The sequence below is a fragment of the Cognatundibacterium luofuense genome, assembly GCF_018139685.1.
In the GTDB taxonomy this organism is placed as follows: domain Bacteria; phylum Pseudomonadota; class Gammaproteobacteria; order Burkholderiales; family Burkholderiaceae_D; genus Undibacterium; species Undibacterium luofuense.
In genome coordinates this window covers 102,485-128,607 of record NZ_JAGSPN010000011.1, presented here as the reverse complement: position 1 = coordinate 128,607, position 26,123 = coordinate 102,485, and the positions used below count along the sequence as shown (strand labels likewise).

The 26,123-nt window shown below is 52.0% G+C and carries 24 protein-coding genes and 4 tRNA genes; 21 read left to right on the top strand and 7 right to left on the bottom strand.

What is annotated here, in order from left to right; all coding sequences use genetic code 11:
• Positions 1-21 precede the first annotated feature (21 nt).
• On the top strand, positions 22-984 hold the full coding sequence (locus KDM89_RS14730; protein ID WP_212688670.1) for a fumarylacetoacetate hydrolase family protein: 963 nt from the start codon (positions 22-24) through the stop codon (positions 982-984).
• A gap of 108 nt (positions 985-1,092) precedes the next feature.
• On the opposite strand, the gene KDM89_RS14725 is transcribed toward KDM89_RS14730, so the two are convergent.
• A complete protein-coding gene (locus KDM89_RS14725; RefSeq protein WP_212688669.1) occupies positions 1,093-3,405 on the bottom strand; it encodes a patatin-like phospholipase family protein in 2,313 nt (770 codons plus the stop codon).
• Between the two features lie 152 nt (positions 3,406-3,557).
• Here KDM89_RS14725 and KDM89_RS14720 point away from each other — a divergent pair, with 152 nt between their 5' ends.
• Complete coding sequence (locus tag KDM89_RS14720) at positions 3,558-4,499, top strand: CysB family HTH-type transcriptional regulator (RefSeq protein ID WP_212688701.1); 942 nt, start codon at positions 3,558-3,560, stop codon at positions 4,497-4,499.
• Between the two features lie 129 nt (positions 4,500-4,628).
• Positions 4,629-4,925, top strand: a complete 297-nt coding sequence (locus KDM89_RS14715; RefSeq protein ID WP_212688668.1) for an SCP2 sterol-binding domain-containing protein — start codon at positions 4,629-4,631, stop codon at positions 4,923-4,925.
• Between the two features lie 376 nt (positions 4,926-5,301).
• On the opposite strand, the gene KDM89_RS14710 is transcribed toward KDM89_RS14715, so the two are convergent.
• The gene (locus KDM89_RS14710) at positions 5,302-5,634 is read right to left on the bottom strand and encodes a hypothetical protein (RefSeq protein ID WP_212688667.1); all 333 of its coding nucleotides are present in this window, start codon (positions 5,632-5,634) and stop codon (positions 5,302-5,304) included.
• A gap of 73 nt (positions 5,635-5,707) precedes the next feature.
• Here KDM89_RS14710 and KDM89_RS14705 point away from each other — a divergent pair, with 73 nt between their 5' ends.
• Positions 5,708-6,016: a 2Fe-2S iron-sulfur cluster-binding protein gene (locus KDM89_RS14705; RefSeq protein WP_212688666.1), complete on the top strand. Its 309-nt coding sequence runs from the start codon at positions 5,708-5,710 to the stop codon at positions 6,014-6,016.
• Here KDM89_RS14705 and KDM89_RS14700 read toward each other — a convergent pair.
• Both KDM89_RS14700 and KDM89_RS14695 read right to left on the bottom strand, forming a co-directional pair.
• The gene (locus KDM89_RS14700) at positions 5,955-7,046 is read right to left on the bottom strand and encodes a CapA family protein (protein WP_212688665.1); all 1,092 of its coding nucleotides are present in this window, start codon (positions 7,044-7,046) and stop codon (positions 5,955-5,957) included. The two genes, KDM89_RS14705 and KDM89_RS14700, sit on opposite strands and share 62 nt — an antisense overlap.
• Before the next feature lie 109 nt (positions 7,047-7,155).
• Positions 7,156-7,620, bottom strand: coding sequence for a hypothetical protein (locus KDM89_RS14695; protein WP_230427883.1), 465 nt, complete (start codon positions 7,618-7,620; stop codon positions 7,156-7,158).
• 118 nt (positions 7,621-7,738) lie between these two features.
• On the opposite strand from KDM89_RS14695, the gene KDM89_RS14690 reads away from it, so the two are divergent.
• The 4 genes from KDM89_RS14690 (at position 7,739) to KDM89_RS22735 (ending at position 11,476) form a co-directional block, all read left to right on the top strand.
• Positions 7,739-8,206: a thioesterase family protein gene (locus KDM89_RS14690; protein ID WP_212688664.1), complete on the top strand. Its 468-nt coding sequence runs from the start codon at positions 7,739-7,741 to the stop codon at positions 8,204-8,206.
• 106 nt (positions 8,207-8,312) lie between these two features.
• Positions 8,313-9,101 (top strand): enoyl-CoA hydratase/isomerase family protein, encoded by a 789-nt coding sequence (locus tag KDM89_RS14685; protein ID WP_212688663.1) that lies wholly within the window; start codon positions 8,313-8,315, stop codon positions 9,099-9,101.
• Positions 9,102-9,328: 227 nt separating this feature from the next.
• Positions 9,329-9,532: a cold-shock protein gene (locus tag KDM89_RS14680; protein ID WP_189358254.1), complete on the top strand. Its 204-nt coding sequence runs from the start codon at positions 9,329-9,331 to the stop codon at positions 9,530-9,532.
• Positions 9,533-9,772: 240 nt separating this feature from the next.
• Entirely contained in the window at positions 9,773-11,476 is a 1,704-nt protein-coding gene (locus KDM89_RS22735; RefSeq protein WP_268977874.1) for a methyl-accepting chemotaxis protein, read from the top strand.
• A 412-nt stretch (positions 11,477-11,888) separates the two neighbouring features.
• On the opposite strand, the gene KDM89_RS14670 is transcribed toward KDM89_RS22735, so the two are convergent.
• Complete coding sequence (locus KDM89_RS14670; RefSeq protein ID WP_212688662.1) at positions 11,889-12,791, bottom strand: LysR family transcriptional regulator; 903 nt, start codon at positions 12,789-12,791, stop codon at positions 11,889-11,891.
• A gap of 165 nt (positions 12,792-12,956) precedes the next feature.
• On the opposite strand from KDM89_RS14670, the gene KDM89_RS14665 reads away from it, so the two are divergent.
• The 9 genes from KDM89_RS14665 (at position 12,957) to KDM89_RS14625 (ending at position 21,032) form a co-directional block, all read left to right on the top strand.
• Positions 12,957-13,634 (top strand): haloacid dehalogenase type II, encoded by a 678-nt coding sequence (locus tag KDM89_RS14665; protein WP_212688661.1) that lies wholly within the window; start codon positions 12,957-12,959, stop codon positions 13,632-13,634.
• Between the two features lie 24 nt (positions 13,635-13,658).
• Positions 13,659-15,245 (top strand): malate synthase A, encoded by a 1,587-nt coding sequence (aceB, locus tag KDM89_RS14660; RefSeq protein WP_212688660.1) that lies wholly within the window; start codon positions 13,659-13,661, stop codon positions 15,243-15,245.
• A 150-nt stretch (positions 15,246-15,395) separates the two neighbouring features.
• On the top strand, positions 15,396-15,989 hold the full coding sequence (locus KDM89_RS14655) for a DUF1415 domain-containing protein (RefSeq protein ID WP_212688659.1): 594 nt from the start codon (positions 15,396-15,398) through the stop codon (positions 15,987-15,989).
• A 589-nt stretch (positions 15,990-16,578) separates the two neighbouring features.
• Positions 16,579-17,829, top strand: coding sequence for an aspartate kinase (locus tag KDM89_RS14650; RefSeq protein WP_212688658.1), 1,251 nt, complete (start codon positions 16,579-16,581; stop codon positions 17,827-17,829).
• Positions 17,830-17,938: 109 nt separating this feature from the next.
• Positions 17,939-18,030: transfer RNA gene (locus tag KDM89_RS14645), tRNA-Ser, on the top strand.
• Positions 18,031-18,377: 347 nt separating this feature from the next.
• Positions 18,378-20,255, top strand: a complete 1,878-nt coding sequence (locus tag KDM89_RS14640) for a potassium transporter Kup (RefSeq protein ID WP_212688657.1) — start codon at positions 18,378-18,380, stop codon at positions 20,253-20,255.
• A 53-nt stretch (positions 20,256-20,308) separates the two neighbouring features.
• Positions 20,309-20,385, top strand: a tRNA-Arg gene (locus KDM89_RS14635).
• A gap of 159 nt (positions 20,386-20,544) precedes the next feature.
• A tRNA-Arg gene (locus tag KDM89_RS14630) sits at positions 20,545-20,621 on the top strand.
• 334 nt (positions 20,622-20,955) lie between these two features.
• Positions 20,956-21,032 (top strand) — tRNA-Arg (locus tag KDM89_RS14625).
• A gap of 108 nt (positions 21,033-21,140) precedes the next feature.
• Here KDM89_RS14625 and KDM89_RS14620 read toward each other — a convergent pair.
• Positions 21,141-21,554 carry a thioredoxin family protein gene (locus KDM89_RS14620; protein WP_212688656.1) on the bottom strand — a complete coding sequence of 138 codons (414 nt, stop codon included), beginning with the start codon at positions 21,552-21,554 and terminating at the stop codon, positions 21,141-21,143.
• A gap of 121 nt (positions 21,555-21,675) precedes the next feature.
• Here KDM89_RS14620 and tsaB point away from each other — a divergent pair, with 121 nt between their 5' ends.
• Genes tsaB through KDM89_RS14600 form a run of 4 tightly spaced genes read left to right on the top strand, consistent with a single transcriptional unit; the run spans position 21,676 to position 24,717 of the window.
• Positions 21,676-22,371 (top strand): tRNA (adenosine(37)-N6)-threonylcarbamoyltransferase complex dimerization subunit type 1 TsaB, encoded by a 696-nt coding sequence (tsaB, locus tag KDM89_RS14615; protein ID WP_212688655.1) that lies wholly within the window; start codon positions 21,676-21,678, stop codon positions 22,369-22,371.
• On the top strand, positions 22,371-22,823 hold the full coding sequence (gene rimI, locus KDM89_RS14610; RefSeq protein WP_212688654.1) for a ribosomal protein S18-alanine N-acetyltransferase: 453 nt from the start codon (positions 22,371-22,373) through the stop codon (positions 22,821-22,823). Before tsaB ends, rimI begins: the two co-directional genes overlap by 1 nt.
• Complete coding sequence (locus KDM89_RS14605) at positions 22,823-23,767, top strand: uracil-DNA glycosylase (RefSeq protein ID WP_212688653.1); 945 nt, start codon at positions 22,823-22,825, stop codon at positions 23,765-23,767. The genes rimI and KDM89_RS14605 overlap by 1 nt, the downstream gene beginning before the upstream one ends.
• A 2-nt stretch (positions 23,768-23,769) precedes the next feature.
• The gene (locus tag KDM89_RS14600; RefSeq protein WP_212688652.1) at positions 23,770-24,717 is read left to right on the top strand and encodes a DUF1853 family protein; all 948 of its coding nucleotides are present in this window, start codon (positions 23,770-23,772) and stop codon (positions 24,715-24,717) included.
• A 9-nt stretch (positions 24,718-24,726) separates the two neighbouring features.
• Here the strand turns inward: KDM89_RS14600 and lplT are convergent, their stop codons facing one another.
• Entirely contained in the window at positions 24,727-25,989 is a 1,263-nt protein-coding gene (gene lplT / locus KDM89_RS14595; protein WP_212688651.1) for a lysophospholipid transporter LplT, read from the bottom strand.
• Between the last annotated feature and the right edge of the window lie 134 nt (positions 25,990-26,123).

Genomic DNA, 26,123 nt, shown 5'->3' with positions numbered 1-26,123 from the left:
AGAATTTTCAGTGAGTAGATAATGAAACTGGCAACTTTGAAAGATGGTTCCCGCAACGGACAACTGATTGTGGTGACCCGCGATCTGAAAACCGCCTGTATTGCACACGATATTGCACCGACGCTGCAGGCAGCACTGGATGACTGGGGTTTTATCAGCCCGCAACTGGAAGCGCTGTATCAGAAGCTTAATAGCGGAAAGGCCGCACACAGTTTTGATTTTAAGGCTGATGCCTGCATGTCGCCGATACCGCGTGCTTACCGTAAAGTGACAGCGCAAACCTATCCGGCTTACGCGGAACGTGTATCCGGCGGGCAGGGCAGTGTCGGCAAAGAAGGTTTGCCGGTGCTGACGGAGTCACGCGCTGATTTTTTGCGTCCGCCGACAGAAGACGTTTTGCTGTTATCCGAACAATCGGATCTGGATTTCAGCGCTGAAATTCTGGTACTGACCGGCGATCTGCCGCAAGGCAGCAGCAATGCTGCGGCATTCGAGCAAATCCGGCTGATCGGTTTGTCCTGTCAGTGGCGCTTACATGCCGCCGCATTGCGGGATACGCCGCATTCAGCACTGGCCGATGCCGGAACGACGCTGGCGCCGGTGCTGGTATCGCCGGAAGAACTGGGTGAATACTGGCGCGAAGGCAAACTGGGATTGCAGGTCAGAATCGCATGGAATGGCAATCTGATCGGCCAGCCGGATGCCGGTGGTATGGCATTCTCGTTTCCGCAACTGATGTCTTTCCTGTCTTTGCATAGCCCGGTAGTGAATGGCACGATGATCAGTGGTGGCGTGATTACGGATAAGCAAACCAGTCGCGGCGTCGGTTGCCTGACGGAAAAGCGTGCACTGGAATTTGCAGCAACCGGCGAATACCGCAGCAGTTATCTGCGTCACGGTGATTTACTGAAGATTGAAATTCTGGATAAGGCCGGGAAATCGGTATTCGGTGCGATTGATACCGGTATCGTTGAGTCGCTGTAAATTTTTATTTGTGCAGACAGATATCGTCTGAAAAACAAATTTACCGGCAAGTTCCCGGACATCGCAGGCAGCGATATCCGGGAGCTGATGAAGTGATCAGCTGAGTGGTCAGTGCAGCGGATCAGTTTGTTTGCCCAGCTGGAAGAAGACATTCTTCGCACCGTTCTGACCAACTGCAAAACCGAGGTATAAGGGGCCGAGGAAACTATTCACGCCGGTGAATACGCTGAGGCTCTTGCGCATATTTTTTGCTGAAAATTCTTTGCGCTCATTCCATGCCTGACCTGCTTCCAGCGATGTACCGAGGAACAGGCTTTGTCCCGCCATCTCAAAATTCACCGCGCGCAGCAGATAAGTGGCGCTGCCATACAGCATATAGTTACCGACGAACTGATCCTGCTGATAAGCCGTCAGCTTCTGGAAGCCGCCGAGGAAAGAACCGACGCCACGGGTCTGGCTGTCATCTGACTGGAATAAACCAGCTGCACTGATTTTCAGATTCAGACTGTGATTGCCACGGCTGGCAGCCCACAGGCCACTGGCTGAAAGTTCCTGAAATTTCTGGCGCGAACCATCCAGTCCGAGAAACAGAGCGGAATCCACTTTGTAACCCTCACGCGGAAATGCCGGATCGCTGAGCTGATCTATCACGAAGCCTGTTTTCAGGCCGAACTGTTGCAAGGTGGCTTGCGGCAGAGCGTTTGAAATACTGGTGACGGTCGGATCATTCGGCGAACCGATCAGAATGCCGCCCAGTTTCGGCGAGACGCGGTAACTATTGAAGTTCAGACCGATGCGTGCTTCGCCCAGTGTGCTGCGCGTACCGAGAGGAATTGCCAGTTCGATACCTGCTCTTTCTGTGCGTAAACTGTATTCCGCCAGACGTACGTCATCCCGGTAATAATTTAGTGAAGTTTCCGAGAAATCGGCGAACGGTGCCAGATACATGCCTTCGCGCTCATACAGCGGCTGGCGCAGTTCGCTGCGTAATTTCAGGACATTGCCGAACTCAGCATCGTTGCGCCACTCCAGTCCGCCTTCCGTCAGCCACGGGCGGCGATGGCCGACCTGCAGACGATAGCCACCGGCACCGTCAAATCCGCTGGATAAACTGAGGCCAAAGCGCAGGAAATGTGGCCCCCAGTTTTTTCCTTTGGCTTTGATTTTTACGCCATATTCATCACCTTTTTGCACCAGTTCATGACTGACGCTGTCGAATTCACGGCGGCTGTTGAGTTCAGTCAGTTTGCGGTTGATATCGTCTGCCACATAAAACTCGCCGGTACTGATCCCCAGCTGACGACGGATATCATCCACCGGAATGGCAGCATCATTTTCAATCTCGACAAAACTGATCTGCACCGGACGCAGCATCGTGTTTTCCCGCACCTTAGCATTCACATTGTGTACATATTCCGGCACGGCCAGCGCTGTCAGGCTGCTTTGTTTTCTGATGGCTGCATTGGCGCCGATGCTGATCGCGTCGCGGGCGCGGCCGAAATCCATGAAGCCGATATCGCCGAGATCCGGCTCAATCAGAATGTCACCGTTCACAATCAGTTTCTTTTGTGCCTCGACATTTTGTTCGGTCAGAATGTTGATCATTTGCTGGCTGACGCTGAACAGTGTCTGCAGTTTATCTCTCGGTAGCAGCGGGGTGCCAATGTTAACGGCGATAATAATATCTGCTCCCATTTCACGTGCAATGTCGACTGGCAGGTTTCTGACCAGACCGCCATCAGCCAGCAAACGGCCATCGATTTCCGTCGGTGCAAATACACCGGGTGCTGCCATACTGGCGCGAATCGCTTTGTGCAGCGGGCCTTTATCGAACACCACCATTTGCCCGGTTTCCAGATCGGTCGCGACGGCGCGGAATGGAATTGGTAAACGGTCGAACGGTAAATCCGGTGCCAGATGGGAAGTCCAGTTCTGAATTAATTCCTGAAACTGGTTGGCTTGCACAACACCGGTCGGTAACCGTACGCCATTGGCACTGACACCCAGCGTAGCACCCAGCGGATACTGTTCATCTTCTTCACGGACAGATTGCGGCTGTGTGCGGCGGTCAACGCGGTCCAGCGCCACATCATTCAGTTTCGTTTGCGCGAGGCGTTTTTCAATTTCGCTGGCAGATAATCCGGACGCATACAGGCCACCGATGACAGCGCCCATGCTGGTGCCGGCAATACAATCGATCGGGACGCGCATTTCTTCCAGTTTTTTCAGTACGCCGATATGCGCAAAGCCGCGTGCACCGCCACCTGATAACGCCAGGCAGACTTTCGGATGTTTTTTGATATTTTGCTGTACGGTCAGACTTTCAGCGCTGGCTGTGAGCGGTTGGGCGGATAACAGAAATGTGGCGCAGAAAAGTGCGACGTTGCGCAGAAAATGCAATTTGCCTGATCGGAGATTCATAAAATGTCTGCCATGTGGCCTATATGCTGATATGCTATATCGAATGTAAAAAACTAACAGAAATGCGAATAATGAAGCGTGCAATATCAGGCATTGTGCCTGATTTGGATGTTGAATTGGCATTTAAAGCAGATGAGGGAGGCAAGTTTGCGATGAACCTGCATCAGTTACGATTTGTGCGCGAAGCGGTACGTCAGAATTTTAATCTGACCGAAGCGGCAAAAGCGCTGTTTACGTCCCAGCCCGGGGTTTCCAAAGCCATTATTGAGCTGGAAGAAGAACTGGGTATTGATATTTTTACCCGCCACGGTAAGCGGATTCGCGGATTGACCGAACCGGGTCGTGCCGTGCTGAAGTCGGTTGAGCTGATCATGCAGGAAATTGACGGCTTAAAACGCATCGGTAAAGAATATGCGGCGCAGGATAGTGGCAGCTTCACCATTGCTACCACGCACACACAGGCACGCTATGCGCTGCCGAAGGTGATTCATGCTTTCATGCAAAAGTATCCGAAGGTCAGGCTGTCGCTGTTGCAGGGAAATCCGCGTCAGATTGCGGATATGGTGATGCGCGATCAGGCGGATCTGGTGATCGCCACTGAAGCCATCGCCGGTTACGACGGACTGGTTTCGCTGCCGTATTATCAGTGGGAGCATGTGGTTGTGGTCGCGCCTGATCACCCGCTGCTGAAACTGAAACACCTGACGCTGGAAGATCTGGCACATTATCCGCTGGTGACGTACGACGCCGCATTCGCCGGACGCACGCGACTGGATCATGCATTTCAGGTGCGCAATCTGAAACCGGATATTCTGCTCGAAGCGATTGATGCGGACGTCATCAAAACCTACGTGGAACTTGGTCTGGGCGTTGGCATTATCGCCGGTATGGCGTTTGATAACGAACGCGATAAAAATCTGCGCGCCATTCCGGCAGGTCATTTGTTCGGCATGAATGTTTCCCGCGTCGCGCTGAAGCAGGGCGCGTATTTGCGTAGCTATGTGTATACCTTTATCGAACTACTGAATCCGACGCTGAGCCGCAAAATGGTGGATCAGGTCATGCAGGGACAGAAAGACAGTTACGATCTGTAAAGCGCCGGTGTTGCAGTAACAGGTGTCCTCTGACGGATGGTCAGTGCGGAGAAAAGTTCTAGTATTGTCCCTCCAGTCAGCCACATGCTACAGTTGCGCGCGGTTAATAATCTGATTGAGGAGACGACAATGGATCTGCAAGCATGTACAGAAGCAATTCGCACTAAAGTTGGTAACGACAGCGGCCTGAACGCAACCCTGAAATTTGATTGCGGCGCGGACGGTGTGGTTTTTGTTGACGCAACAACAGTGCCTAACACAGTCAGCAACGATAACAACGATGCAGCCTGCACTATCACCATCGCACTGGCAGATCTGGGCGCACTGCTGACTGGTCAGCTGAACCCGATGAACGGCTTCATGATGGGCAAACTGAAAGTGGCCGGCGATATGGGTATCGCAATGCGTTTGCAATCTGTGGTTTAAGCAAACCCGGACTTACCGTAACGCAGCGGCTCTTGCCGTAGCGCTGCGAAAGATAAAAACACCGCTTCCTGAAACAGGGTGCGGTGTTTTTTTATGTCTGCTGAAAACGCAGTGTAGTGATACCGGCGCGGATAAATGATTTTTCGTTCGTCATCTGTCCGCCAGTTTCCGGGAGTTTCCGGCAGCCGGAAGCTTGCCAGGAAGCCGGTTTCAAGCCGGATTTAAGCCTGTTTCAGGCCAAAATGCGGATTCTGGCATAGCGATCTGGCGGTCGTCGGCAGAAACTCTGGTCGTCCCAAAATCACAAATGACGATATTTGCATAACCTGCGCACCGTTTGCATGCCGCCATCCACAGCGTGCAGAGCGTGAGCAACCTACAGCGTCAGTGCAGCGCCAGCCAGTGCCGAGCTGCCATCCGGATGTAAGGCATCAAAGCAGCGGGTACAATGCTCGCAAAATAAGTGCGTTCGCCGTACATGCCGGTATTTCAGCTGCAATTGCAGGGATGATTCCGGGCAATACGGACAATGTTCCCGCATATAACCGGCAGCTTCCGTATCCGGTGTGACATAGTGACCATCAATCACCTCACCGTCGATCACGTCGCGCGGGTCAAGTTCTTTCAGGATAAAACCCGGACCACGTTGTTTTCTGCGTTCAGGACCATCGTAGGCGGGGAGGAGTGTTGCGGAGGACGTAGGATTCATGGCAACGCAAAGAAAAGTGAAACTGTTCCCGTTCTAGTGCGTGGCTGCCAAAAGGGCAAGGTGAAAGATGCAAATGGACGAAAATCATGACACGCGACAAGTGAGCTTGCTGCCGTCCGGACTGAAGATGACGATACGGCAGGATGAAACCGTGCTGCAGGCAGCATTGCGTCAGCAGATTCTGATTCCCAGCTCTTGCCGCAACGGCACTTGCCGTGCTTGTCTGTGCCATAAACAATCCGGCGATATTCGCTATCTGATTGAATGGCCCGGCCTGAGTCCGGATGAAAAAGCCGAGGGCTGGATGCTACCCTGTGTGGCTACGGCTGAGTCCGACCTGGTGTTACAGATACCGCTGGCAAAGCTGAAGAACCCGGCCTGATCCATGCAGGAGATCCTGATTTGCAGGCAGTCGGTGTTGTCAGCCCGCGATACCAGCAAGGGCTGGACTGATCAGCGCTGAACGCCGGAATACCGCGCGTATTCAGTCTGACTGGTTTGGTATCAAATGCGATCACGCCCTGACGGTCAATTTCCAGCCTTGCAATCCAGCCACGGGTTTGCGGTTCATTATCCAGCGAATCAATCAGAAAATTGCCGAGGCTGTAGATAATCGGTTTGCCGCGGTAAATTTCAGTTTCCTGTGTGACATGCGGATGTCCGCCGATCACTGCGGTCGCGCCGGCATCAATCATTTTGTATGCCAGCTCCCGCTGCCTTTTGCTCGCAATCTGCTCGTTTTCCCAGCCCCAGTGCATGAACGGAATCACGATATCGGCTTTTTGCTGTTCGATTGCAGTGCGGATATCCGCAAGCACTTGCTCATCTTCACTCCAGGCCACGCCGGGTGTTGCGGAGCCAGCTTCAAAGCTGCGTGGCATAAATTCGTTGTAGGCCAGAATGGCGATCCGTAAGCCCCGTTTTTCGATGATCACGGCCTGATGTGCCTCGCGCAGGTTTTTGCCGCCGCCCACGGTCATCAAGCCCGCCTGACGGGTGTGTTGCAGCGTATCCATAAACGCTGTTTTACCGAAGTCGCCGGAATGATTATTGGCAACCGACAACACATCAAAATAAGGCTTCAGTAATTTCAGTGTGACAGGATGGGCGCGGAAGGTGAAAATTTTGTGACCGCGTTCGCCGCGCAGCGACACTACACTTTCCAGATTACCGATACGGATATCGGTGGATGTCAGGATGTTGCTGACGCCGCGCAGCGGATCACGGCCTTTCTTCATCATATTGCCGGGAATACCGTCCGGCACGATGTCACCGGCAAATAACAGAGTCAGTCCTTTGTCCGGCGATGCCTGCTTGGCCATCAAATCTGTGGCATCCGCTGCCAATGCGGCGCTGACACCGGTGAAAAGAAGCAGGGCACTGCAGATACGTGTTAACAAGTTTTTTTTCATAAGCCAGTCCGGAAAACAATGCACGTCGTCACAGAGCGTGATCGATGAAGATGTTGATGTGCTGCAGCTGCTTACTATCTGCCGTTATATGTGGCGGCATGCAGTCATGCTATCGCGGTGGATTGTACAAATCACATTCGTACTGAAGGATGCGCTCTAATTCGCCCGCATATAACTGATTATTCGGCGTGAGCTTATATACTTGCGGACTGACAGCAAAAGGCCCGGTGTAGCTTGCCTGATGAATCGGGATGTCACCCTGATCTTTTTGCAGATAGGCGTACAGCTTGATGTAATCAATCTTGCCGGGCTTGCCGGTCATCACAGCCTTGAAACGGAAACGTCCTTCAATATCAGTTTCCGGCACTGCATACGGATCGGTTTGCAGCGTTGTACGCAACTGGATTGTGGTACTGGCATAGGTGACGTTGCAGCGCAGTTCCGGTTGTCGCCCGGTGTCTTGCGCCAGTGCAGTATTGGCGAGTGTAAAACTCAGCAGTAAAAATCCGTTCTTCAGGCGCATAGTCAGAAAGTTGTTATTCGGATCAGATGAACGATTATGCGCGGACAGCATCAGAATGCAAAGAAAAAGCAAAGTCAAAGCAAAGTAAAACGCGCAATTTGTTGCGGGACACCGTTATTCTGTGCCCGTCTGCGCTACTCAGACGAACCTATCAGGACAATATCAGGCTATGCATACCAACGCAGAATTCCATCAGTATCTTCATCATGTGCTGGAAGAAAAAATCCCTTTTTGTAAATTACTGGGCATGAAGCTCACGGATCTGAATGCGGATCATCCGACGCTCACGATCCGCAAACAACCGGAACTGATCGGCAATTTCTCTCAGGGCATGCTGCACGGTGGCGTAATCGCTTCTGTGCTGGACAGCATAGGCGCGGTCGGCGTATTGCTGAAAATGGCGCAGCAAACACCGCGCCAGACCGCGATGGAACAGGTCGCAGAATTCGCCCAGATGAGCACCATCGATTTGCGGGTGGATTTCCTGAAGCCTGCACGCGGCGACGTGTTTGTCGCCTCAGCCGAAGTCACGCGGCTTGGCCGCCGTGTCGCCAATGTGCTGATGCAGATGCATGATCAGAATGGCGTGCGCATTGCTACCGGCGCAGCGGCCTTTATTCTGCACGGCAAGGGCTGAGCCAGCGCAGCGCCGTTTAACATCAGTTCACATTTAAATCACTGTTGATCTCCTAGCATGAAGTGAGGCGCTGACCGGCGCAAAAATCTGATTGCAGGAGTTCAATATGAGTATCCGTCTGGAAATACAGGATCAGGTTGCCAGAATCCTGATCTCGCATCCGGCGCGCATGAATGCGCTGGGTGAAACACAAATCCGTCAGCTGGAACAGATATCCCGCGAACTCGCTGCGCAGCAAGGTTTGCGCGTCATTCTGCTCAAAGCAGAAGGCGAGGTATTCGGTGCCGGTGGTGATATGCGCGGGCTGGCGCAGGAAGCCGCGCTCAGTCCGCAGCGGCTGGCGGAAGCTACAGCCGTCTTTGCGGCGTCCATGCTGCGTTTGCAGCAACTTCCGGCGATTATGATCGCTGGTGTACATGGCTATGTTGGCGGCTCCAGTTTTGCCATGATGAATTTCGCAGACATCGTCATCGCAGCACGCTTCACCCGCTTTAACACAGGCTACATGCGTTTTGCGTCCGGGCCGGATGGCGCAATGAGCTGGTGGTTGCCGCTTCTGGCCGGTTACCGTCAGGCATTGCAATGGTTATTGCTGGCGGAAAATCTGACACCGGAAGAATTGCAGACAGCAGGGCTGATCAATCTGATTGTGCCGGATGAGCAATTGCATGATGTGCTGGAAAAAATGGCTGCACGTATTTTGCGCACACCGCCGCAATGTGTTGCTGCTGTTAAAAAGCTGTTACTGGCATCACAGACGAACAACATTGAGCAGCAGATTGCAATGGAAACCGGTGTGATGACGGAGCTTGCCGGATCGCCGGATTTTCAGGAAGGTGTACGCGCATTTGCTGAAAAACGGGCGCCGAGATTTGATCAGGGGCAGGGGCGCTGAATGTCATCAAATTAACATTTCCGCATCTGGCATTTAAACTTTTGGCTATGAAATGCGACATTTGGATCAACTTTAACTGTTTTATTTGACTTAGCCGGAATAAATGTGCGTATAATCGGATTCGTCGTTGAAATTCAAAGTGGTTTTGCAGTATCGGTCTGTCATTTCTTACTGAGGTTGAAACGATTTTGGGCAATTTGCCTCAACTCAATTTTTTTGGAAATATCATGGCACAAGGTACTGTTAAATGGTTTAACGATGCAAAAGGTTTCGGTTTCATTACACCTGATGAAGGTGGCGAAGACCTGTTCGCGCACTTCTCCGCGATCCAGTCTAACGGCTTCAAATCTCTGAAAGAAAACCAACGCGTTTCTTTCGAAGTAACTACTGGCCCTAAAGGCAAGCAAGCTTCTAACATCGTTCCACTGTAATTCTTACAGTCGATACGCTGATTCAAAAAAATCCTCGCATTTGCGGGGATTTTTTTTCGCCTGTTGCTTTATAGTTGCTCAGGATTTTGTCTGACTTTCGTCTGACAAAACACACAATAAAAAATATGTCGTATTGAGCATAATTTGATTTCAGTGCTATTGTTCATTATCAAGACTTTTTGGTAAGAAGTTTGTATCCTCCGTGTTGCTCTATAGAAAATCATTACAGGGAAACTGCATATGTTTAATCTGACAATTCGCATGCGGCTGATTGCCACGATGTCTTTCATGGCCGTGATGCTGGTCATCGGCGGACTGATGGGGATGGCTGGCGTGCGTAAAAGCAACGGCGTTATTGAGGAAATCTTAACGAATCAAATGCCATCAATGGAAATGCTGGCGAATTCGCGTGTTTCATTGTTGCGTTCGCGTACAGCGATTGATCGTGCAATTGCTCATCCTGAACACCCTAATTTCAAAGAAAATCTGGAACGCTCGGTAAAGTTTAAAGAAAAGTCCGATGAGGCAATGACCGGCTATCTGAAGTTGCCGCAAACTCCGGAAGAAAAGAAACTCTCGGACGAGGCCGTCACAGCGCGCGATGCCTATCTGAAAGATTTTGACAAAATGGTAACCGCACTGAAAGCAGGTAACCGTGATGAAGCCGATAGCATCAACATGGAAATTGCTGCTAAATCTTATTCAACTTATGCGGACAAAGTAACCGCGTTGAATGAGTACCAATTGAAAGTCGTTCATGACATGTATGACGACTCACGTAAGTTCTTTAATGTCTTTGTCTGGGTGGATGTGCTTGGCGTACTTGGTGGTCTGATTGCCGTGTTTATTTCCGCGCATTTCCTGTTGCGTGCAATTGCCCATCCTTTGCATCAGGCAATCCGTCAGTTTAAATCGATTGGTGACGGCGATCTGACGCAGCAACTCCGTCCGGAATCCAAAGATGAAATGGGCGAACTGATTTCTGGCCTGGAAAATATGCGTCAGTCGCTGGTGCAGACAGTGACGATGGTACGTCAGAGCAGTGGTTCGATCGCGGTGTCGGCGCAAGAAATCGCCGAAGGCAATATGGACTTGTCTTCCCGTACGGAACAACAGGCTGCCAGCCTGGAAGAAACTGCATCGTCGATGGAAGAACTGACTTCTACTGTGCAGCAAAATGCGGATAACGCACGTCAGGCAAATACACTGGCAGTGCGCGCTTCGGAAGTCGCTACCCGTGGTGGTCAGGTGGTGGGTAATGTGGTGCACACGATGGCGTCCATCAAGGAAAGCTCACAGAAAATTGTCGATATTATTGGCGTGATTGACGGCATTGCATTCCAGACCAATATTCTGGCGCTGAACGCTGCGGTGGAAGCAGCACGTGCCGGTGAGCAAGGCCGTGGCTTCGCGGTGGTCGCGAGTGAAGTCCGCAGTCTGGCGCAGCGCTCTGCGGGAGCCGCGAAAGAAATTAAAGAGCTGATCGGCAATTCGGTAGAGAAAGTTGAAGAGGGCGCCAGTCTCGTTGATAACGCCGGTAAAACTATGGATGAAATTGTCACGTCAATCAGAAGTGTGGCAGACATCATGGCGGAAATCACCGCCGCTAGCGCAGAACAGCGTGATGGTATCCAGCAAGTGAATCAGGCTGTGACCAAGATGGATGAATCGACACAGCAAAATGCGGCGCTGGTGGAAGAAGCAGCGGCCGCGGCTGGCAGTATGCGTGAACAGGCAAATATGCTGAATCAGGCTGTCGGTATTTTCAAAGTGGATCAGGGTCAGAGTTATGACTTCGACCGCTCTGCTGCTGAACCTGTTATTGCAGCAACTCCGGCTGCAAAACCGGCAGCGCGTCCTGTACCGAAGCCTGCGGCGCGTGCGGCGGTGAAATCGATTCCGGCATCGAAGCCGAAAGACGATGGTGACTGGGAAGAGTTCTGATTTTTCCGCTCGTCAGTGCCAGTCAGCGTCGCTGAACTGATATCTGAGGCAGCGCAGCAAAGCAGCACAAAAAGCGCCGTTTTCTGTCATGAAAACGGCGTTTTTTTGCGATCCCGTATGGAAATTGTCGGGAAGCGTGATGTTTGCAGATCAGATGCTTGCCGGATCTCGTTGTAAGGCTTCCTCGGACGGCGCGGCTGACCGGAACACCTTACTGCCCGTGACGATCTGAAACGGTTCCGAATAACCCGAAATAACCCGAAATGCGGACTTTGGCACAGCGATCCGGCGATCGTCAGCAGAAAGTCCGGGCCTCCGTTATTCCGAAATGACGAAGTTTGCATAACAAGAGGTCGTGCCCGGACGTCTATCAGGTTAAAAGAGCCGTCACCTGATCGCTGTATTCGCAATCTTACTTACGCCAGTAATCCGGTAAGGCGTAAGCCTGACGCAGAAAGTCAATGAAGGCGCGGATACGGAATGGCAGGTGGCGACGTTGCGCAAAAATCGCGTAAATATCATTGCCCGGTGCGGTGAATTCATCGAGCACCGTCACCAATTTGCCGGATTCGATTTCCGTGCCGACTTCCCACATTGAGCGCCATGCGAGACCACGTCCGGCCAGCGCCCAGTCATGCAACACTTCGCCATCGTTGCATACCATGTTGCCATCGACTTTGATCGTCACATTTTTTCCATTCTGGCGGAAGGTCCAGCCGCGCTGGCTACCATCCGCACTGAAGGCCAGACAATTGTGCGCCATCAGATCATCCAGCGTACGCGGCCTGCCGTGTTTGCTCAGATAATCCGGTGAAGCGACGACCACCCGTTTGTTATCAGCCAGTTTTACACCAATCAGATTGGAGTCACTGAGTGCGGCGATACGAATCGCCACATCGATGCCTTCGCCGATCAGATCGACGACGCGGTCATTCAGGCTCAGGGTCAGCTCTAAGCCCGGATGCAAATCCAGAAATGCCGGAATCAGCGGAGCCACATGCTGACGCCCGAATCCGGCCGGTGCGGAAATTGTCAGTGCGCCGCTGGCGGTGGCACTGCGTTCGGATACCTGCGCTTCTGCCTCCTCCAGTTCGGCCAGAATGCGCTGACAATCTTCAAGAAATGAACTGCCCTCATGCGTCAGGGCAATTTTGCGGGTGGTGCGTTGTAAGAGTTTGACACCGAGTCTTTCTTCTAATGCATCCAGCCGGCGGCTGATCATGGCTGGTGCCACGCCTTCCGCCCGCGCCGCTGCTGACAGGCTGCCTCGTGACGCAACCTCAGCAAACGTGCTGATTTGTTTGAACTGATCCATCTCGTGGATTCCCCCAAAGTGTTCTTTGTTTTTGTTATGAACGACGTATTTTTATTATTTTTGCGTAAAAGTAAAAGATAAAGTGATAAATCTCCCTCTTTATGTTGGTTTTGATTGAATATACTGTAGTGGAACAGAACAACAGTCAGGATAAAGGTGGCGTTCATGCCGGTTCGCGCAGTGGTTTTTGATGCTTATGGCACCTTATTTGATGTGTATGCGCTGGCATCCACGGCGGAGCGGTTTTATCCCGGTGTCGGTTCGGCACTCGCACAATTGTGGCGTAGTAAGCAGATTGAGTACACACAGTTGCGCACGATGTGTTGTATGTATAAGCCATTTTGGGAAGTCACGCAGGATGCACTGGTATTCAGCTGCCGCAAACTCGGGCTGGCGCTGAATATCGAAGCGCAGAACGCGCTGATGGGGGAATACGCCCGTTTGCCGGTGTTTCCTGAATGCGAACAGGTATTACAGCAGCTGCGGGCAATGCCGCTGAGTCTGGCGATTTTATCGAACGGCACCACGCCGATGTTGCAGTCAGCGCTGGAAGCAGCGGGTTTGCGCAGCTACTTCCATCATGTGCTGTCGGCCGACAGTGTGCAAAAGTATAAAACCGCGCCGGAGGTGTATCAGATGGGGCCGGATGTGCTGGGGCTGGCGGCGCGCGATATTTTGTTTGTTTCAGCCAATGGCTGGGACGCCTGCGGTGCAGGCTGGTTCGGTTACACCACGTTCTGGGTGAACCGCCAGCAGGCACCGGCGGAAGAACTGGGTGTATTGCCGCAGGGCACGGGCAATAGCTTGCAGGATGTAGTGAATTTTTTATCGTCAAACCTTTGAACTTTGAAACGGATGGAGAACCGCATGACTACAATCAGCTTGCCGGAAGGCGTACAGATTACCGCCGCGATCAAACCCGGCTATGAACAGATTCTGACCACCGAAGCCCTGAGCTTTGTCGCAAAACTGAGCCGCGCATTTGAAGAGCGTCGCCAGTCGCTGCTGCAAGCCCGCGTCGAGCGCGCTAAACGCATGGATGCCGGTGAGCGTCCGGATTTCCTGGAATCCACCCGCCATATCCGCGAAGGCGACTGGACGATTGCGCCGCTGCCAAAAGCACTGGAATGCCGCCGCGTGGAAATTACTGGTCCGGTGGAGCGCAAAATGGTCGTCAACGCGTTGAATTCCGGTGCCGACAGTTATATGACGGACTTTGAAGATTCGAATACACCGAACTGGGATAACCAGATTCAGGGCCAGATTAATATGCGCGATGCCGTTCGCCGCACGATCAGTCTGGAGCAAAACGGCAAACGCTATGTGTTAAACGATAAAGTGGCGACGCTGGTGGTACGTCCGCGCGGCTGGCATCTGGATGAAAAGCATGTGCTGGTGGATGGCAAACGTATTTCCGGCGGTATTTTCGATTTCGCGCTGTTCCTGTTCCACAATGCCAAAGAACAACTGGCACGCGGCGCCGGCCCGTATTTCTATCTGCCGAAAATGGAATCCCATCTGGAAGCCCGTCTGTGGAATGACATTTTCGTGATGGCGCAAAACGAACTGGGTCTGGCACAAGGCACGATCAAAGCCACGGTACTGATTGAAACGATTGTCGCGGCGTTTGAAATGGATGAAATCCTGTACGAACTGCGTGAACACAGTTCCGGTCTGAATGCCGGTCGCTGGGATTACATCTTCTCCTGCATCAAAAAATTCAAAAACGACCGCGATTTCTGTCTGGCCGACCGCGGCAAAGTCACGATGACTGCGCCGTTCATGCGTGCGTATGCGCTGCTGTTGCTGAAAACCTGCCATAAACGTAACGCACCAGCTATCGGCGGTATGTCTGCGCTGATCCCGATCAAGAATGATCCTGAGAAAAATGAAGTTGCCATGGGCGGTGTTCGCTCTGACAAAGCCCGCGATGCGACTGATGGCTACGACGGCGGCTGGGTTGCCCATCCGGGACTGGTCGATCTGGCGATGACCGAGTTCAAAAAAGTGCTCGGCGATGCACCGAATCAAATCAGCAAACAGCGTCCGGACGTACAAACCACTGCAGCCGATCTGCTGAACTTCCAGCCGGAAACGCCGATTACCGAAGCCGGTCTGCGTTACAACATCAACGTCGGTATTCACTATCTGGGTGCATGGCTGGCGGGCAATGGCTGCGTACCGATTCACAATCTGATGGAAGATGCAGCGACGGCGGAAATTTCCCGTTCACAAGTCTGGCAATGGATACGCACTCCGAAAGGCGTGCTGGAAGATGGCCGTAAAGTGACGGAAGAAATGGTCAAAGCCATGATTCCGGAAGAGCTGGTCAAAGTGAAAGCGGTTGCCGGTGACGGCGCAACTTACGACCGCGCCGCGCAGATTTTCGAAGAGATGTCGACCTCCGACAATTTCGCCGAATTCCTGACGCTGCCGCTGTACGAAGAAGTCTGATCAGTGCAGCTAATCAAAGGCTGCCAGCAGCGCTTGCGCTGACGCAGTGAAACAGGAAAAAACCGGTATGGCGCAGGCTGTACCGGTTTTTTTATCGGGGCAGGGCAATCCGGCATGCTATTCTTCGCCCCATCTGAGAAAGGAAGTTTTATGTCGCCACGTCGTGTCACCAACGAACAGGTCATTGCCGCAACCACCAACTGGCTGGAAAAAGCGGTGATCGGACTCAATCTCTGCCCGTTTGCCAAAGCGGTGCATGTCAAACAGCAAGTGCGCTATGTCGTCAGTGAGGCAGAAACGCCGGAAGAACTGGTTGAGGTATTGCGTCAGGAGCTGGAAGTACTGGCGGAAGCTAATCCGGAGAAAACCGAAACTACGTTGCTGATTCACCCGTATGTGCTGAATGATTTTCTGGATTTCAATGATTTTCTGGATGTCGCGGATGCGCTGCTGGAAGAGCTGGATCTGGATGGCATACTGCAGATTGCCAACTTCCATCCGGATTATCAGTTTGCCGATAGCGAACCGGGTGATATTGAAAATTACACCAATCGTTCGCCATATCCGACGCTGCATTTGCTGCGTGAAGAAAGCATAGAGCGCGCCGTCGATGCATTTCCCGATGCCGCCGCCATCTTTGACCGTAATATGGCGATGATGCGCAAACTGGGCCATGAAGGCTGGTACGATTTGCTGGACGGTAAGCTCGATCCGGCCAGCGTCAAGCCGGATCAGGATCAGTAAGAAACCGTCCATCGTCAGCGTTGTGCTGCCCGCAATGTACTGACATACCGTAAAAACGAAGCGCCGTTGTGCATAGCACCACGGCGTTTTTCGTATCCGGAAGCATATAAATCATTTATCCGGTTTCAGTTGTGCCGTAAAGCCGCGTTCCAGCGACTGATTTCTTATATCCATATGCCGTCCGTGCATATGGCGCATATCAGGCCCCGTTATGCAGGAAGCCGCATGCGCGCCCGCCACACGATCAGAGATATGCCGGTTTTGGTATAAAACAATGGGGGTATATGGCAAAACATGCCAATTGTCTCAGTAAATACGCGGCTCTTAAAATATACCCTGGGGGGTATATTTTCATCGAAATCCGCATTTTTGCCGCCTGTGCAGACCGCATATCGCGAGTCATTTTAAAGACAGCAGTAAACGCAGGTTTTTTTGCCGGAATTCTTTACAAAATTCGCTGAATTGCCTTTTTGAAATCAAAAAACCTAAGAAAATTTACTCGGGCTTTGCCTTGTTATTTTGCAGGGCAGCATGTAGAGTTAGGGGTTGATTTACGGCTTTTTTCACCCCTTTTCAGTCTTGTACATCTATGGCTTTAATCGTTCACAAATATGGTGGCACCTCGATGGGCTCAGTCGAGCGCATCAGGAATGTCGCTAAACGCGTTGCCAAATGGCATGATGCCGGTCACCAGATCGTTGTGGTGCCATCGGCCATGTCCGGCGAAACCAACCGTCTTCTGGGTCTGGCGAAGGAATTGTCCGCCGATCCGACACCGCGTGAACTTGATATGATTGCCGCAACCGGTGAACAAGTCTCTGTCGGTCTGCTGGCTATCGCGCTGCAGGCAATCGGCAAAGATGCGGTCTCGTATGCGGGCTGGCAAGTTCCGATCAAAACTGACTCTGCTTACACCAAGGCACGCATTTCCTCTATCGATGATAAGAAGGTTAAGGCGGATCTGGATGCCGGCCGCATTGTGGTAATTACCGGCTTTCAGGGTGTGGATGATCTGGGTAATATTACGACGCTGGGTCGCGGCGGTTCAGATACGTCAGCAGTTGCCGTTGCTGCGGCGCTGCAGGCACAGGAATGTCTGATTTACACCGACGTTGACGGTGTGTACACCACCGATCCGCGTGTGGTGACGGATGCGCGCCGCCTGAAAACCATTACCTTTGAAGAAATGCTGGAAATGGCATCGCTGGGCTCTAAAGTTCTGCAAATCCGCTCTGTGGAATTTGCCGGTAACTACCGCATGCCAACTCGCGTACTCTCATCGCTGACCGACCCGTTAATGCCGCTGGAAGAAGAAGCTGCTTCCGGCACCCTGATTTCGTTTGAGGAAGATACAAATATGGAACAAGCAACCGTCACTGGCATCGCGTTTAACCGTGATGAGGCGAAGATCACCGTCCTGTGCGTACCGGATCGTCCGGGGATTGCTTACCAGATCCTCGGTCCGGTAGCGGATGCCAATATCGAAGTCGATATGATTATCCAGAACCAGTCTGTTGAGGGTAAAACCGACTTCACGTTCACAGTGCCGCGCGCAGACTACAACAAAGCAATGCAGGTATTGCAGGAAAGTGTGCGCGAACACATTGGCGCAACAAATATTGTTGGCGACAGCAAAGTGTCCAAAGTATCCGTAGTCGGCGTCGGTATGCGCAGCCACGTAGGCATCGCTTCCCAGATGTTCCGCACCTTGTCGGAAGAGGGGATCAATATCCAGATGATTTCAACTTCTGAAATCAAAATCTCCGTCCTGATTGACGAGAAATACATGGAGCTGGCAGTGCGTGCGCTGCATAAAGCCTTCGGTCTGGAAAGCGCGTAAAAAGTTGCCCGTATCAACACAATTTTGTGTGCGGGCAGTTGACCAAATGCAGTTGAGCAGATATTATCTCGGTCTCAACTGCGACTCACAGTAATGTGATCGTATGTGTGGAGACGTGGCCGAGTGGCCGAAGGCACCTCCCTGCTAAGGAGGCATCTGGGGTAACCTGGATCGTGAGTTCGAATCTCACCGTCTCCGCCAGAATTGAAGCCTCTGAACTTTGTTCAGAGGCTTTTTTCTTTTCTGCGTTGATTTTTGCATGAGATTTTCCTTCATGTTGTCCCTCCCCCCCCTCATTAGTCCATCTCTGTCTTGTTGTTTTGCGCACGCAGTCGTCCTCAGCTACCGTCTGATGTATGTCTCTGTCTCCGGCGGATTCTCTTTTTCCGGCGGGAAGACACAAACTACGTAAAAAAGCTGTAAATTTTCCGGTGGCTGCAGGAAGTGTTGCGTAAACTTTCTATTCAATGTGAATTTCATATGACAAGATTGAATTTCGCGCCGAATTGGCCTATTGTGCAATGCACCATTAACTTCAAGGTATGCAATTGGGAACAGAACATGGAAAAAGCAGCCTCAAAGCGCTGACGCTGGCTGCAATCGGTATCGTTTACGGTGATATCGGAACCAGTCCGCTGTACACGATGAAGGAAATCTTTTCGGCGGAACACGGACTGGCTGTCAATCCGGACAATATTTTTGGTGTGGTTTCCCTGATTTTATGGGGTTTGATCATTATCGTTGCCCTCAAATATGTGACCCTGATCCTGCGGGCGCATAATCGTGGCGAGGGCGGTATCATGGCGCTGACCGCGCTGGCACTGGAATCGGTCGGTAAAAAATCGGCATGGCATTTTCCATTGCTGGTGCTCGGGCTGTTTGGCGCAGCTTTATTTTTCGGCGATGGTGTCATTACACCGGCGATTTCCGTGCTTTCGGCAATCGAGGGGCTGGAGGTGGCGACGCCGGCATTTCAGCCATTTGTTGTGCCGATTACGCTGACTGTGCTGGTCGCCTTGTATGCGGTTCAGTCGCACGGAACAGCAGGCATTGGCAAATGGTTTGGCCCGATTATGCTGATCTGGTTTTTCTCACTGGCGGCGATGGGTGTTTATAACATCATCAAAAACCCGGTTATTCTGGAAGCGCTGAATCCTTTCCGCGCGCTGGAATTTCTGAATCGCCACCGTTTTGCGGCATTTCTGGCGCTGGGCGCGGTGGTGCTGGCGCTGACTGGTGCTGAGGCGCTGTATGCCGACATGGGGCACTTCGGCGCCAAGCCGATACGCTTTGCCTGGTTCATGATTGTGTTTCCTGCGCTGGCACTGAATTATCTGGGGCAGGGCGCATTATTGCTGGCCAATCCGGCGGCAGCTGAAAATCCGTTTTATTCTCAGCTCGGTGCCTGGAGTATTTATCCGCTGGTGATTTTGTCTGCCACAGCAACTGTAATCGCGTCGCAAGCTACCATTTCCGGCACGTTCTCGATGACCAAGCAGGCAATTTCGCTGGGTATTCTGCCGCGCATGGAGATTATTCATACTTCCGCAAAAGAAATTGGCCAGATTTATATTCCGGCAATTAACTGGATGCAGCTGGCAGCAGTGGTTGCTGCGGTGATTGGCTTTGCATCGTCCTCCAAGCTGGCCGCCGCTTACGGTATCGCGGTAACAGGTACGATGCTGGTCACATCGCTGCTGACTTTCTTCGTCATTCGTTACGGCTGGAAATACAATTTACTGCTGTGCCTTGCTTCTACCAGTTTTTTCCTGTTTATCGATATTTCTCTGTTCTCCGCGAATGCGCTGAAATTCTTCCACGGTGGCTGGTTCCCGATTCTGCTCGGCGTAATTATGTTCACCATCATGATTACCTGGAAGCGTGGTCGTGAGCTGGTGTTTGAGAATCTGAAAAAACATGCGATTCCGCTGGAAGATTTTCTGGAGTCACTGTTTGTGTCGCCGCCTGTACGGGTACCTGGTACGGCAGTATTTTTGCGTGGCGAGGCAGATGGTGTGCCGCATGCCTTGCTGCATAATTTGTCGCACAACAAAATTGTCCATGAACGTATTGTTTTCCTGACTCTGCGTAACAAGGAGATTCCGTGGGTGCCGTTTAACGAGCGGATTCAGGTAACAGACCTTGGGCACAACTGCTATCAGGTCGATGTGAATTACGGTTTTAAAAATGAACCGGATATTCCGAATGCGCTGGAGTTGTGTGCGCAGCACGGACTGAGCTTTGAACCAATGGAAACCTCGTATTTCATTGCGCGTCAGACGATCGTGTCGCGTCCGGGCAGTGGTATGGCAGGCTGGCGTGAATGGTTGTTTGTGACAATGTCGCGCAATGCACGTGATGCTGCGGATTTTTACCGCATCCCGAGTAACCGCGTCATTGAGGTCGGCTCTCAGGTAGAGATTTAAAATGGCAGGCCCTCTTTACAAGAAGGAGGGTTTTACCTATAATACATGTCTTCGCGGCCGTAGCTCAGCTGGATAGAGTACTTGGCTACGAACCAAGGGGTCGTGGGTTCGATTCCTGCCGGCCGCACCAGTATTAAGAAAAAGGATCAGATGAAAATCTGGTCCTTTTTTGTTTTTGTGCACCCGAAGCCTGGTGCAGGATATGCTCGTGAAATTACCGGTTTCTTCTGTTTTTTATATTCAGGACTGGAAAAGCGGCGCCGGTTCTGTTATAGTTTCGTTCTCTTGCGCGGCCGTAGCTCAGCTGGATAGAGTACTTGGCTACGAACCAAGGGGTCGTGGGTTCGATTCCTGCCGGCCGCACCAGCTTTAAGAAAAAAGACCAGATGAAAATCTGGTCTTTTTTTGTTTTGTGCGTTTGGAAAGGTTGCTCCGGCGCGTTCTTGCGCATTGCATTGCCAGTTCCGGCAAATTTTCCGAAATAAAAATAAACAAAGATCCTGTCCTGGCTGCTGCAATATCGGTTTGTTTGCGCGAGTGTTGCCGCTGTTTACCTGAGTCCCGGATAGCTGATTCTGTTTTAATTTGTTTCGATTTGCGTTTCTCCGCCGGGAATCATATCCGGAAAAAATGTGACAGATAAAGAATCAGGCTGAGGGGCTGGCTTTTTTTGGCCGTATCGTGCATAATCACTGTCTTCGCGGCCGTAGCTCAGCTGGATAGAGTACTTGGCTACGAACCAAGGGGTCGTGGGTTCGATTCCTGCCGGCCGCACCAGTATTAAGAAAAAGGATCAGATGAAAATCTGATCCTTTTTTGTTTTCCGGACCTACTTAATGCACGTTGCCTGATTGCCGCTGCATTGCAAACGCAGCGGCGGTTATTTTATTGCATCTCCAGCAGGCTCGTGCGTAAGTTCCAGCCATCTGGCGCATGCTGATTTAGCGATGTGCGTTGAAATTTTTTCCGGGACCCGTCTTCCGGAGCACTGAATGATTGCAGCATACGATGCAATTGCTGAGTATCCGGCAGCATCGTGCCCAGAAACTCGATCTGATCATCAATCTGCACCAGTATTGTCGGGAAATTTTCGATATCGATGTCTTCGACCAGACTGGCCTGATCCTCGATATCGATCCAGCAAAAGCATTTGTCCGGATGTTTCTCCGCAAGTGCTTCAAATGCACTGCGATAAGCATTGCAGGTATCGCACCATGCGGCACAAAGGCAGGCAACCAGCCAGCGGCTGTTTGGTAAATGTTCCTGAATGCTGTCAGGTTGCAGAGATAACACGGTCATAAATAATAGTCAGATGCAAAAATGAAGCAAACTTCCGGTAAGCGAATCGCACAAGGCGGATTATGCATGCTGCGTGCGCAAACTGCAGCGCAGTGCCGGATGAAGCAAGTACAATAGCGAAATGACGACAATTTTAGCAATAGAAACCTCCAATGAGTTTGCCTCTGCCGCTTTATTGCGCGACGGCAAACTGTCTTTCATTGATATTCCTTCGGCAGAAACCCATTCTGAAGCCAGTCTGCCAGCCATGCAGCGTTTGCTTGGCGATGCGGGTATTGCACTGCAGGATTGTGATGCAATCGCATTCGGTTGCGGGCCCGGCGCTTTCACCGGTGTGCGCACAGCATGCGGAATGGTGCAGGGTATGGCTTACGGCGCAGATTTGCCGGTGGTGCCGGTAGTCACGCTGGAAGCAATGGCGCTGGCCGCTGCTGCACAGCATGGCGATGCGGATTTTCTGTGCTTGCTGGATGCACGCATGAAAGAAATGTATGCGGCGGTCTGCCGCGTACAGAATCAGACTGTCAGCGTGCTGATTGCACCGGTACTGACAGCGATTGATGCTGCTTTGCTGGCAGACTGGCTGCAACAGTATCCTTCGCTGGTACTGGCGCTGGGGCCGGGGCTGGAAGTGCCGGAAGCGGCGGCTGCTTGCCCTCTGGTGCATGCCCGACCGCATGCCGCTGACGTAGCCCGTATCGGCAGTCAGCGCTTTTTAGCCGGACAAACTGTCAGTGCTGCAGAGGCGGAGCCACTGTATCTGCGTAATAAAATTGCACTGACAACGGCAGAACGTGCATTGCAGGGGCGGCCGTAATGCTGTCACAGCAAGTTTCTGCGCTGCATATGGCAGATATTGACTGCCTGTTACCGGTGGAAGAGCAGGCGCACAGCCATCCGTGGACGCGCGGACATTTTACCGATTCCTTTGTAGCGGCTTATGCTGCTTTCGGCATTCGTAATGCGGATGGCGACATACAAGCCTATATGTTCTTAATGCCGGTGCTGGAAGAATTGCACTTGCTGAATATCACAGTGCAGCCGGCATCACAGGGACGTGGTCTGGCCAGGGTTTTGCTCGACTTCATGCAGCAATACGGTCGTGAGCAGGGTTTTGAATCAGTGTTGCTGGAAGTACGCCGCTCCAATGCGCGCGCGATTACGGTTTACCAGTCCGCCGGATTTGCCGAAATCGGCAAACGTAAAAATTACTATCCGGTTGATGCGCATACGCGTGAAGATGCAATTGTAATGAGGAAGATACTCTGATGAATCCGGTGTCTGCAGTCCATCAGTTACGGGTTTTCGATGAAATGGGGCTGGGTCCTTTATGGCTCAGCAAACATCCGGTGACAGCAGAAACAGCGGAAACTGCAGAAACTGCCGTATCCATGCCGCCCGAAGTTGAGCAGGCTGTACTTGCTGACGTTGATGGTGGCGCACCTGTCCAGATGACTGCTGTAGATGCAGCACCTGTTGTGACTGTGACAGACGAGGCACCGATTCAGGAATCAGTGCTGGTCAGCATGGATGGCAGCAATGTTGAGGAATTGATGTTCCTGCCGGTTGCGGAATTTGATGAACCATTTGCCGTTGCGGATGTTCCGCCTTCAGACGGTTCCCGGGTATCGCGTATTCAGTCTATGGACTGGCAGACATTGCAAACAGAAGTTGCTTCCTGCCAGCAGTGCGGTTTGTGTCAGGGCAGGGCGAATACGGTGTTCGGTGTCGGTGATCCTGCTGCACCATGGTTATTTGTCGGGGAAGGGCCCGGTTACAACGAAAATCTTCAGGGCGAACCCTTTGTCGGTGCTGCGGGTCAGTTGCTCGACAATATGCTGCGTGCACTTGGCATCGCCCGCGGACAGCGTGCGTATATTGCGAATATCGTGAAATGCCGCCCTACCGATGACAATGGCCGTGACCGTCCGCCTTCAGCGGAAGAAGTCGCTGCCTGTTTGCCGTATCTGCATCGTCAGATTGCACTGATACAGCCGCGTATGATTATTGCGCTGGGTAAAACGGCGGCGGTGAGTTTGCTCGGAATGAGTCCGGAAACGCCGGTCGGACAATTGCGCGGACGCGTCCACCAGTTGAACGGTATTCCACTGGTGGCAACTTACCATCCGGCGTATTTATTACGCAAACCGGCAGACAAAGCCAAAGCCTGGCAGGATTTATGTCTGGCACTGGATCATTTTTCGCCTGAATAAACGTGGATTCCGCTCCGTCCGGCTGGCACAGCTACGCATCGTATCCATTGCGCGCACTGTGCTGGCTGCTGTTATCTCCCCCTTTACTGGATGAGCATGCGCCTTGCTGGCACGGTGCTGCGCTGAATCCGGTATTGCAATTCCCGCGCTTGTGGCAGCGCTTGCAAAGTGAGCCGGTTGCTGTGCAAGCCGAACTGGAAACCTTTCTTGCACAAATGCCGGTGCGTCGTCTGGGTTTGTATGCAGAGCAGTTACTGGCATTTGCATTGCAGACGGAAGGATTGGCTTTTCGCCGCGGCGTGCAGATTCACAACGAAAGAGGCATCACTGCCGGTGAGTTTGATTTTCTGCTGACCACAAACGATGGTTATCATCATGTAGAGCTGGCGACGAAATTTTATCTGTGCCGTCAGCACCAGCCGGATGCCGGACTGATGCAGTTTCTGGGCCCGAATCTCGCCGATGCGCTGGGACTGAAAATTCCGAAAATGTTACGTCAGCAAATGCAGCTGGGGCAAACGGCACTGGCGCAATCCGTGCTGGATCAGCCGGTGCATTCCGCGTCTGCGATGATCAAAGGCTGGCTGTTTTACCGTTCGCACAATGCAGATGTGCATACACCGGGATTGCATCCTCAGCATGCACGCGGCCTGATTCTGACTACGGACGAACTGGCAGCCTTGCAGGAACCAACATGTCTGTTACCTAAGATGGCGTGGCTGGCACCGGCAATTTGCCCTGAATCTGAAGTGCGTGCCGCCGCAGAATGCCTGCCGTTGTTGCAGGCAGAATGGCAAAAGCAGGAAGCGCCGTACATGCTGGCAACATTAAAACAGCAGGACGGGCAATGGCTGGAGTCGGGCAGGGCGATGGTGATACCGGACAGCTGGGCTGAAAAAGCAATTGCCGCTGAACTGACGTTGCAGCGGCAATCTGAACTGACCGGCTAAGATTTTTGATCAGTGTTTGTGTTCACCGATCAGCGCGACGGAATCAAATTCGCGCTGATTAGCAGCATGACGGCGCATCACCAGATAAGTGGAGCAGGCAACGAATAAACCGAACATCACAATCACGGTTTTAACGTTCAGATCCAGTTTGATCATCAGTGCATAAAGACCCAGCATCGTCAGCACCGACAAATTCTCATTGAAATTCTGTACCGCGATCGAATGACCTGCACTCATCAGTACGTGTCCGCGATGCTGCAGCAAGGCATTCATTGGTACCACGAAGAAACCGGCCAGCACACCTACCAGTATCAGTAGCGGATAAGCCAGCGTCACGTTATGGATGAAAATCATCATTGTCACAACCAGACCCATCGCCACACCCATTGGCATAACACTCAGGGATTTTCGTAAAGGGATAATTTTTGCTGCGCCAACTGCACCCAGTGCTATACCTATGGCAACCACGCCTTGCAAGTTTGCGCTTTTATCCAGTGGCATATTGAGGGATTCCTGAGCCCACTTCAGGACGATGAACTGTAGTGTGGCACCTGCACCCCAGAACAGTGTTGTAATTGCCAGTGAAATTTGCCCCAGTTTATCTTTCCATAACACGCTGCAACAGTTTGCAAAATCTGTAATCAGGCGAACAGGATTGGTTTGCTGATGTTCATAGACTGCTCCTGTATGTGGGATGCGCAGGTTGAACAATGCAGCAACGCCGTACAGTACCGCAATCACGGTCAGGGCGGCTTCATGTGACGTATTGATTCCGAAGTCGATTACAGGAAAATCGAATGCGAGCAGGGCGGCAGAGACTTCCGGATTGACCAGTCTTCCCCCCAGTACCGTTCCCAGAATAATAGATAAAACGGTTAATCCTTCGATCCATCCATTCGCAGCCACCAGTTTCTCGGCGGGTAAAAGCTCCGTCAGAATACCGTATTTGGCTGGGGAGTAAGCTGCAGCGCCAAGCCCGACCACTGCATAAGAGATTAGCGGATGCACATGCATGAACATCAGTGCGCAGCCGCCGACCTTGATCAGGTTGGTCATAAACATGACCTTACCCTTCGGCCATGCATCCGCAAAAGCGCCAACGAATGCAGCAAGTAAGACGTAGAAGAGGGCGAATACCAGTTTCAGTAACGGCGTCATCCAGCCGGGTGATTCCATGGATTCGAGCAGTTTGATCGCCGCGATCAGCAGAGCATTGTCTGCGAGCGACGAAAAAAACTGCGCCGCCATAATCATATAAAAACCACGTTTCATGCTGGGTATGAGCCTGTTACAAACTGTGTTGGGTGAGCTTTATACCATGAAAAACCGGAAAGACAGCGGAAATAAAACAAGTTCTGCGTCGAATACTGGTTAAAATATCAGTATTTTCCAGTTTCTGACGGCAT

Bases quoted from the DNA above. Each gene is read 5' to 3' on its own strand.
- KDM89_RS14730 (WP_212688670.1), top strand. From the start codon at position 22: ATGAAACTGGCAACTTTGAAAGATGGTTCCCGCAACGGACAACTGATT.
- KDM89_RS14725 (WP_212688669.1), bottom strand. From the start codon at position 3,405: ATGAATCTCCGATCAGGCAAATTGCATTTTCTGCGCAACGTCGCACTT.
- KDM89_RS14720 (WP_212688701.1), top strand. From the start codon at position 3,558: ATGAACCTGCATCAGTTACGATTTGTGCGCGAAGCGGTACGTCAGAAT.
- KDM89_RS14715 (WP_212688668.1), top strand. From the start codon at position 4,629: ATGGATCTGCAAGCATGTACAGAAGCAATTCGCACTAAAGTTGGTAAC.
- KDM89_RS14710 (WP_212688667.1), bottom strand. From the start codon at position 5,634: ATGAATCCTACGTCCTCCGCAACACTCCTCCCCGCCTACGATGGTCCT.
- KDM89_RS14705 (WP_212688666.1), top strand. From the start codon at position 5,708: ATGGACGAAAATCATGACACGCGACAAGTGAGCTTGCTGCCGTCCGGA.
- KDM89_RS14700 (WP_212688665.1), bottom strand. From the start codon at position 7,046: ATGAAAAAAAACTTGTTAACACGTATCTGCAGTGCCCTGCTTCTTTTC.
- KDM89_RS14695 (WP_230427883.1), bottom strand. From the start codon at position 7,620: ATGCTGTCCGCGCATAATCGTTCATCTGATCCGAATAACAACTTTCTG.
- KDM89_RS14690 (WP_212688664.1), top strand. From the start codon at position 7,739: ATGCATACCAACGCAGAATTCCATCAGTATCTTCATCATGTGCTGGAA.
- KDM89_RS14685 (WP_212688663.1), top strand. From the start codon at position 8,313: ATGAGTATCCGTCTGGAAATACAGGATCAGGTTGCCAGAATCCTGATC.
- KDM89_RS14680 (WP_189358254.1), top strand. From the start codon at position 9,329: ATGGCACAAGGTACTGTTAAATGGTTTAACGATGCAAAAGGTTTCGGT.
- KDM89_RS22735 (WP_268977874.1), top strand. From the start codon at position 9,773: ATGTTTAATCTGACAATTCGCATGCGGCTGATTGCCACGATGTCTTTC.
- KDM89_RS14670 (WP_212688662.1), bottom strand. From the start codon at position 12,791: ATGGATCAGTTCAAACAAATCAGCACGTTTGCTGAGGTTGCGTCACGA.
- KDM89_RS14665 (WP_212688661.1), top strand. From the start codon at position 12,957: ATGCCGGTTCGCGCAGTGGTTTTTGATGCTTATGGCACCTTATTTGAT.
- aceB (WP_212688660.1), top strand. From the start codon at position 13,659: ATGACTACAATCAGCTTGCCGGAAGGCGTACAGATTACCGCCGCGATC.
- KDM89_RS14655 (WP_212688659.1), top strand. From the start codon at position 15,396: ATGTCGCCACGTCGTGTCACCAACGAACAGGTCATTGCCGCAACCACC.
- KDM89_RS14650 (WP_212688658.1), top strand. From the start codon at position 16,579: ATGGCTTTAATCGTTCACAAATATGGTGGCACCTCGATGGGCTCAGTC.
- KDM89_RS14620 (WP_212688656.1), bottom strand. From the start codon at position 21,554: ATGACCGTGTTATCTCTGCAACCTGACAGCATTCAGGAACATTTACCA.
- tsaB (WP_212688655.1), top strand. From the start codon at position 21,676: ATGACGACAATTTTAGCAATAGAAACCTCCAATGAGTTTGCCTCTGCC.
- rimI (WP_212688654.1), top strand. From the start codon at position 22,371: ATGCTGTCACAGCAAGTTTCTGCGCTGCATATGGCAGATATTGACTGC.
- KDM89_RS14605 (WP_212688653.1), top strand. From the start codon at position 22,823: ATGAATCCGGTGTCTGCAGTCCATCAGTTACGGGTTTTCGATGAAATG.
- lplT (WP_212688651.1), bottom strand. From the start codon at position 25,989: ATGAAACGTGGTTTTTATATGATTATGGCGGCGCAGTTTTTTTCGTCG.